At 49.4% G+C, this 2,516-nt stretch carries 2 protein-coding genes; both read left to right on the top strand.

What is annotated here, in order from left to right:
* Positions 1–243: 243 nt before the first annotated feature.
* Positions 244–2,331, top strand: coding sequence for a PP2C family protein-serine/threonine phosphatase (locus tag IM515_RS20350; RefSeq protein WP_287627411.1), 2,088 nt, complete (start codon positions 244–246; stop codon positions 2,329–2,331).
* Between the two features lie 118 nt (positions 2,332–2,449).
* A partial coding sequence (locus IM515_RS26185; protein ID WP_425589508.1) for a MerR family transcriptional regulator occupies positions 2,450–2,516 on the top strand: 67 nt, incomplete at its 3' end.

The following is a 2,516-nucleotide window of genomic DNA, read 5'->3' as shown; positions in this document are numbered from 1 at the left end:
CTTCCCCACTTCCCCACTTCCCCACTTCCCCACTTCCCCACTTCCCCACTTCCCCACTTCCCCACTTCCCCACTTCCCCACACCCAGGAAAAACTTTTTCAGTAAACCCTAATTATTCTCGATCGAGCGACAAAGGTTAAAATTTGGGAAACACTGGAATACACTGGCAGTCAACGTGGATAAAAACACGCTATTTTAATAACCTATACTAATCTAATCGCGCTTTAGGAGTCAGCAGTTTTCATGGATTCCGTGACAACCCTCCAATGTCAAAACCTAACCTGTCTATCCCCGAACGCTCTCACTAATAGATTCTGTGAAAAGTGCGGTACTCCTTTAGTTAAGCGCTATTTATGGATGATGGGTGATTGGGTGAGAACCTATTATCATGTTGGCGAGCTAATTGATAATCGTTATTTGGTCAAACAACCACAAATTGTTCTTGATACTAAACCCGCTCAAGCACCCCAAGCACCGGAAGAACCTCCTAGCTGGCTCTCCCTCTACCTAAAATTGTTACCATTCCATCTCCATATTCCCCAAGTCTATGGCTATATTCCTAGTCCCGACGAACGCTTGAATATGGACATCTGGCTGTTGGAATACGGCACTATTCCCCTCGATCAAACGGGAGAATTAATATATCCGGAACTATTGCCCACTCTAGCCGAGGTTTGGTCGCAAGCTTCCGATTTAAGACAAATTCACTGGTTATGGCAAATGGCCAAACTCTGGCATCCCCTTCAGAGAAAGGCTGTAGTCTCTAGTCTGCTCAACCCTTCGCTGACGAGAGTGAATAATCAGCTGCTGCAATTGCTAGAATTAAGCAAAGATGAGGCCAACGCTCCCAATTTAAAAGATTTAGGAGCTTTCTGGACCGGTCTGATCCCGACGGCAGCCGCTAATATTCAAGATTTTCTCGTATCCCTGACCCAAGAGCTAGAATCCGGTGATCTCGATCGCCCGGAATCCCTGATCGCTATCCTCGATTATGCACTACAGCACTACGGTGGAGGTCAAGAACGCAGCTATGAGATTTTTACCTGCACTGATACTGGTCTGATGCGGGAACACAACGAGGATGCCTGTTATCCCCCGACTAATCAGGCCATAACCCTCGCTCATGGTCAAAATCCCCTGGCGATTGTCTGTGATGGCATCGGCGGTCAGGAAGGGGGCGAAATCGCTGCTCAATTAGCGATCGAAACCCTGTCTAGGGAAATTAATCCCAGTCCCACCACTAATATTGAAGTCTATCCCGATAGTTACAGTCTTGTCCTCGAACAGGCGATTCGTGTCACCAATGATCTGATCAGTCAACGCAATGATCAGGAGTCAAGACAAGATCGTCAGCGCATGGGTACGACTCTAGTTATGGCTTTTGCCCAGGCCCAGGAAATGTACGCGGCCCATGTGGGGGATTCCCGCATCTATTGGATTACTGCCCACAGTTGTCATCAAGTGACGGTGGATGACGATCTCGCTTCCAGGGAAGTGAAATTAGGCTATCTCCTCTATCGTGATGCCATACAGTATCCCAACGCGGGGGCCTTGGTGCAAGCTTTGGGCATGAGTAGCGCCAATAATCTCCATCCCACCGTTCAGAGGTTGATTATTGATCAAGATTGTGTTTTTCTCCTCTGTTCCGATGGTTTAAGTGATTACGATCGGGTAGAACAATACTGGGACAGTGAAATTGTGCCTCTTTTGCGAGGAGAGAAAAATGTAACCGCCGTGGGGGAAAGTTTATTACAACTAGCTAACCAGAAAAACGGTCACGATAACTCCACCATCGCCCTAGTTTATTGTCGGGTAGTTCCTGCGGCTGAACCTGTCACGCCTTTAGTTTATGCTGAGGCCAAAGAACGGATTATTCCCGATCTTAATGACCAAGATTTTGATCACAGCGGGGACACCTACCCCGGAGAAGAAGTGGTGACAGCAATACCCACTCCCCCCCCTGCATCTTCTTCGGTTTCTAGTCGTACTTCTCCCCCCGCGCTCACTAGGGTTTCACCCCCGATGTTGGCGATCGCTGTCGGTGTTCTCGGTTTGCTGGCTGCGATCGCTTGGCAATTCTTGAGTCATAATCCCCCTTCCAATCCACCGATTTCTCCCGCACCCGTCACCGGTCCGAGTCCCACGACCGGGACGACACCTCCCGCACCCGTCACCGATACCAATCCAGGGACGACACCTCCCGCACCCGTCACCGATACCAATCCAGGGACGACACCTCCCGCACCCGTCACCGGTCCGAGTCCCACGACCGGGACGACACCTTCCGCACCCGTCACCGGTCCGAGTCCCCCCAATGCTTCCCCTAACTAGGGTTTGCAGCAAAAAGTTTTTCGTGGGGACAGGGTGTGGGGTGTGGGGTTAAATACAGAAGCCAAAAACCTAACTAATATTAGCCAAAATTACTCATGACTTGTGCTATAATCGTTCTATGAGTAAGTTAACCATATCGGAAGCCGCTAAATTGAAAGGTGTAAGCGTATCGACGTTAAGGCGTT

It is taken from the genome of Microcystis sp. M44BS1, from assembly GCF_020244875.1.
GTDB classification, from domain to species: Bacteria; Cyanobacteriota; Cyanobacteriia; order Cyanobacteriales; family Microcystaceae; genus Microcystis; species Microcystis panniformis.
This window is presented reverse-complemented; position numbering and strand designations above follow the sequence as displayed.